Source organism: Nocardiopsis sp. TNDT3, assembly GCF_003427465.1.
GTDB classification, from domain to species: domain Bacteria; phylum Actinomycetota; class Actinomycetes; order Streptosporangiales; family Streptosporangiaceae; genus Nocardiopsis; species Nocardiopsis dassonvillei.
Map to the genome: position 1 here is coordinate 1 of NZ_QPFC01000492.1, position 4,689 is coordinate 4,689.

Genomic DNA, 4,689 nt, shown 5'->3' on the forward strand with positions numbered 1-4,689 from the left:
CCCCCAGGGGTGTGGGGGCACCCAACCCCCCCACGGGCCACCCACCCACGAACACACCACCACCCCGCCAAGCGTCACCGAAAGTCACCATTCCCGGGCGTTGGTCTGGCCTGCCGAACCCCTCGCTGAGGGGTCCGGCAGGCCAGAGGACCGCCCGGTCCACACCCGAGCACCGCACCCCGAAAGGACCGCCGTGACCCTCACGACCACCCAGCAGACCGCCGCCCCGCTCTCCCTGACCCTGGGCACCACCCCCGAGGGCGCCCCCGTCACCTGGCAGCTGCTGGACGAGCACGGCCAGACCGAGCACGGCATCATCACCGGGCCCCGCGGCTGCGGCGGCACCACCGCGCTCAGGCGCCTGGCCACCCAGGCCCGCGCGGCCGAGATCCACACCGTCCAGATCGACCTGGACGGCGGACCCGCCTGGGGACCGGAGGCGGCCGCCCACCACATCACCACCCCCGCGCAGCTGGAGACCGAACTCGGCGACGCGCTCACCCAGGACTACGACACCGACGCCCCGATCCTGCTCCTGGTCGACGGCCACCAGGCCCTGAACGTCCAGCGCGAGGCGTGGGAGCGCCTGCTCATCGCCTCGCGCGCCCTGGGCGTGGCCGTCGTCGCCCGCCTGCACAGCCTCGCTCAGATCCACTGCGGCGGCTCCCTGGTGCGCAGCCTGCTGCTGGGCAGCGGCCAGTACGCCGCGCTGGGCGCGGGCCTGGACCTGGCGGCCCCCACCACGCTGCCCGGCTACCAGGAGCCCAACGGCACCTGGCAGGAGACCGGGACCGGCCTGTACGGCCACCGGGGGCAGACCACCCCGCTCACCGTCACCGCCTGACCGTCCCGGACGTCGCCCGCCCTCATCTGCACAGCACACCGAAGGAGAGACCCGATGGAGCCCATGACCGTCGCCGCCCTGCGCCGCGTCCTGGCCGACCTTCCCGGCGACCAGGTCGTGATCGACGCCGCCACCGGCCGCGCCCTGGACGACGTCGACACCGACTTCCCCGGACAGGTGGCGCTGCTGTTCGCCGCCCGGTCGCGCCGTCGTCCGGTCGTGAACAACTTCGTCGGCGAGATCCACGGAGGGTCGCTGATGCAGGTCGGCGGCGACTACCACGGCAACCTGCACCTCTGACTCGCCCAAGCACACACGCCGGGGCCGCCCTCACCTTCCACAGCACGGGCGGCCCCGACCACTCCCACAACAACGAAGGAGCACCACCATGATGACCGCTGCTTTCGCTGCCCTTTTCGCTGGTCACTGGATCGGCGACCACTGGGCCCAGTCCAACCACCAGGCCCAGGCCAAGGGCGCGCACTCCCACGCGGGACGGCGAGCGTGCGCCGCCCACGTGGGCACCCTCACCCTGTGCCAGGTGCTGGCCCTGGCCGTGGTCGTCCTCTACGCCGACGCCGCCTTCGGCGTGGTCAACCTCGTGGTCGGCCTGGCCGTGAACGCCGCCTCGCACTACTGGTGCGACCGCCGCAGCACCCTGGAGGGCTTGGCCTACGCCCTGCACCGGACCGGCAAGCACGACTACTACCGAGTCGGATCCGCTCAGCTCGATCAGGCGTTCCACATGCTCTTCATCCTGCTGTCGGCGGTGATCATCGGTGCCCCCACCACCACGGCCCTGATCGGATCCACCGGACTCGCCGTCGCCGTGCTGGTGGCGTGCGCGTTCGCCTCCCGGATCGGCCGCGACCTCAAGCCCCGCATCGACGCCCAGGAGCAGCCGCAGGAGAGCTGACCGGCCGGTGCCTCTGCTGGCCCCGCCTCGCGCGGGGCCGGTGGGGAGACCGACCGGTCGACCGTCACCCGAAGTGCGCGTGACGAAAAAGCACGCGGCCCGCCCCGTCCTGCCGAGGACCTGTAGGGGCGGGCCGCGCCACTCCCAGAAGGAGCACACCCAGTATGTCCACCCAGCACACCACCACCCGCACCACGCTCAAGCGGTGCTGCGGCACCTCCGTGGGCGGGAGGTTGACCCGCACCAGCCCCGTTACCGGTGAGACCGAGTTCGCGATCCTGGGCCGCGGCTGGTGGCCCCCGGCCTGGGGGCTGTTCGCCGGGCACGCCCGCGACCACGGCCAGCCGGACTTCCAGGCGGCGGCCGCGGCGGAGGGCTCCGAGGAACTGGGCATCCGCGTCACCGGCCTGACCGAGCTGTTCACCGTCCACCTGCCCAACCTCTGCGCGTCCCTGCCCGCGCAACCGGTCGCGGGGCACCTGTGGACCGTGTACGACGTCCAGACCCCGACCACCACGCTGACCCCGGCCCCGGGGGAGACCACCGGCGCCGAGTGGGTCACCCGCGAAGAGCTTCAGCGCCTGGCCGACGTCACCATTGCCTTCGCCCACTCCGGTCGCCCCGCCCGCGAACAGCACCGGATGTCCCTGGAGGCCGTCTGGGTCGAACTCCTGGCCCGCACCGGCGACATCGTGGCCACCGACGCCGCCCGGGCCGCCGTGGCCCGGCTCTACACCACCGCCCCGGACACCTACTGGCTGGGAGGCCGCCCGTGACCCGCGTACTGATCACGTCCTTCGGGTTCGGCCACCTGAACCAGGAGGGCCTTGCCGCCGACTCACTCGGCGCGCACCTGGTCGTGGACCTGCGGGTCCACTTCCGTGACCCGCACGTGAGCCCCGAGATCCGCGACTTGACCGCCGACGACCCCCGCGTCGTCCAGGCCGTGCTCGCCACCCCCGGCATCCCCCAGCTGATCGACGCCCTGGTCGACGTCGCCCTCGCCTACGCCGCCGGCCCCGTGACCGCCCCGGTCCACCTGGCCCTGGGGTGCACCGGGGGCAGGCACCGCGCACCCTCAACGGCTCGCGAGCTGTGCAGGCGGTTGCGCGAGCGCGGGTTTGAGGTCGGCTTGGTCGACCTGCACCTGGACCGGGAGGTGATCTCCCGGTGAACGCCACGTGCGCGTTCTGCCAGATCGCCGCCGACCAGGCCCCGGCCGAGATCGTGCGGCGCTGGCCCGACGCCCTGGCCATCCGCCCGCTCAACCCGGTCAACGACGGGCACTTGCTGGTCATCCCGGTGCGGCACACGCCCAGCGCGGCGCACGACCCGGACCTGGCCGGGCGGACCGCCTCCTACGCGGCCGCGCTGGTCGCCGAGGCCCGGTGGCAGGCCAACATCCTCACCAGCGTGGGCCCGGCCGCGACCCAGACCCAGTGGCATCTGCACTGGCACGTTCTGCCCCGCTACCTCGGGGACGGGCTCGCGCTGCCGTGGACCACCCAGGCCCGCTAGCTACTGAACGGAGAACCCCGTGAGCCCGATCCTGGACACCCTGGAGACCCTGGAGCTGCACGCCGAGGTCGACGTCGACCAGGGAGGCGCCGTGGTGCGCGGCCGCCTCCTGGACTACAGCGACCACCACCTGTGGCTGTACGACCACGACGACTACGACGGCACCCACCACGCGAAGCCGTGGCGGGCCCGCCTGTCCGCGGTCACCGCCGTGACCCGGGTGCCCGACCCGCCGCAGTGGTCGTGGGCCGCAGTCGAGAAGCGGCGCCGCGCACGCCTCTGACCAACCCGTACATCACCACGTTCTACGGCCCGCGCTCACCCGAGCGCGGGCCCTGCCCCGCCCGGTTTTCCGGGCGGGGCTTTTCGCGTTTCAGGACTCTGAACTGGAGTGATACGCGTGCTATCCGTGCGAGACGTAGCACGCGTGCGAGGACTCGTACCCCTCGCACCGCGCCGCCGGGGCCATCCTGGAGAGCATGCGCATCCGCCCCGCCGACGAAGCCGGCCTGAAGTGGGTTTTCGCCGTCCCCGACGAAGCGCCCGGGGGCGCAGGCCGGGTCGGCTGGTTGGCCGCGTCCGGGTTCACCCCCGTGGCTGACCCGGGGAAGCTGTGGCCGGTCATGGGCCGGTGGCACGAGCCCGGCCGGTGACAGGGACAGGGACCGGACCTGGCCTTTGCCCCTCACACACCGCTGGTCGGCTGTAGCGTGACGGCGCCCTGCTGCCCGCGTCGAAAGGCGATCATGGCCGAGCTCACCGACTCCGCGCACACCAACCGCCTGATCAGACTCCTCATGATGCTCCCCTCCCCCTACACCGAAGACACCTACGGCCCCTTCTGGGAGAGGGTCGCCGAGGACCTCGGAACTGGAACCAGCTACGTCACCGGCAAGATCGCTATACACCTCAAGCTCCTGCTGGGGACCGAGAACCCGAACTTGCACCGCAGGAAGCTGGCGTCCTACTCCCTGGCCTTCTTCGGCAAGGCCAGCGACAAGCTGGTGCGCAGCATCGCCACCGAGGTCAACATGGGCGCACCCGACGACACGGCGGGACGGCTCTGGGTGCAGGAGCTGCGCACCACGGCTTTCGCCGTGATGGAGGAGACCTTCCCCGAGGAGCGCGTCCACGAGGCCGTCGCGAGCTGGGTCCGATCCGACCGCTGACAAGGGGAACAGCATGAGCCACCAGCACGAGTACGACCTGGCGCACCGGGCGGCAGGGAATCTGTCCCTCCAAGCTGAGGGCTACGCAGCGGACCATCCGGAGGTGGCCTCCACGCTGGCCGCGGCCGCCCAGGTCCACGCCACCCTGGCTTTGGCAGCCGCGACGATGGCGGTCGCCGAGCAGAAGCGGCCCTGACCTCACCTGAAGCCACGCAGGCTCCGCTCGCCACCCTTGGGTGGCG

The 4,689-nt window shown here is 72.1% G+C and carries 9 protein-coding genes; all 9 read left to right on the top strand.

Annotation, left to right across the window (positions count from 1 at the left end; translation table 11 throughout):
* Window positions 1-193 precede the first annotated feature (193 nt).
* Entirely contained in the window at window positions 194-844 is a 651-nt protein-coding gene (locus DQW06_RS12805; protein ID WP_117198517.1) for an AAA family ATPase, read from the top strand.
* A 54-nt stretch (window positions 845-898) separates the two neighbouring features.
* A complete protein-coding gene (locus tag DQW06_RS12810) occupies window positions 899-1,144 on the top strand; it encodes a hypothetical protein (RefSeq protein WP_117198518.1) in 246 nt (81 codons plus the stop codon).
* Window positions 1,145-1,232: 88 nt separating this feature from the next.
* Window positions 1,233-1,760 carry a DUF3307 domain-containing protein gene (locus DQW06_RS12815; RefSeq protein WP_117198519.1) on the top strand — a complete coding sequence of 176 codons (528 nt, stop codon included), beginning with the start codon at window positions 1,233-1,235 and terminating at the stop codon, window positions 1,758-1,760.
* Window positions 1,761-1,924: 164 nt separating this feature from the next.
* A complete protein-coding gene (locus DQW06_RS12820; RefSeq protein ID WP_117198520.1) occupies window positions 1,925-2,536 on the top strand; it encodes an NUDIX domain-containing protein in 612 nt (203 codons plus the stop codon).
* Window positions 2,533-2,934, top strand: coding sequence for an RNase adapter RapZ (locus DQW06_RS12825; protein ID WP_198662438.1), 402 nt, complete (start codon window positions 2,533-2,535; stop codon window positions 2,932-2,934). The genes DQW06_RS12820 and DQW06_RS12825 overlap by 4 nt, the downstream gene beginning before the upstream one ends.
* Window positions 2,931-3,278 (top strand): HIT family protein, encoded by a 348-nt coding sequence (locus DQW06_RS12830; RefSeq protein ID WP_117198521.1) that lies wholly within the window; start codon window positions 2,931-2,933, stop codon window positions 3,276-3,278. Before DQW06_RS12825 ends, DQW06_RS12830 begins: the two co-directional genes overlap by 4 nt.
* Window positions 3,279-3,297: 19 nt before the next feature.
* Window positions 3,298-3,561, top strand: a complete 264-nt coding sequence (locus DQW06_RS28915) for a hypothetical protein (protein ID WP_157983429.1) — start codon at window positions 3,298-3,300, stop codon at window positions 3,559-3,561.
* Window positions 3,562-4,024: 463 nt separating this feature from the next.
* A complete protein-coding gene (locus DQW06_RS12840) occupies window positions 4,025-4,447 on the top strand; it encodes a hypothetical protein (protein WP_117198523.1) in 423 nt (140 codons plus the stop codon).
* Window positions 4,448-4,460: 13 nt separating this feature from the next.
* Window positions 4,461-4,643 (top strand): hypothetical protein, encoded by a 183-nt coding sequence (locus DQW06_RS12845; protein ID WP_117198524.1) that lies wholly within the window; start codon window positions 4,461-4,463, stop codon window positions 4,641-4,643.
* The last annotated feature ends 46 nt before the right edge of the window (window positions 4,644-4,689 follow it).

Excerpts from the sequence above, each read along its gene's own strand:
- DQW06_RS12810 (WP_117198518.1), top strand. The coding sequence starts at position 899 with ATGGAGCCCATGACCGTCGCCGCCCTGCGCCGCGTCCTGGCCGACCTT.
- DQW06_RS12815 (WP_117198519.1), top strand. The coding sequence starts at position 1,233 with ATGATGACCGCTGCTTTCGCTGCCCTTTTCGCTGGTCACTGGATCGGC.
- DQW06_RS12820 (WP_117198520.1), top strand. The coding sequence starts at position 1,925 with ATGTCCACCCAGCACACCACCACCCGCACCACGCTCAAGCGGTGCTGC.
- DQW06_RS12840 (WP_117198523.1), top strand. The coding sequence starts at position 4,025 with ATGGCCGAGCTCACCGACTCCGCGCACACCAACCGCCTGATCAGACTC.
- DQW06_RS12845 (WP_117198524.1), top strand. The coding sequence starts at position 4,461 with ATGAGCCACCAGCACGAGTACGACCTGGCGCACCGGGCGGCAGGGAAT.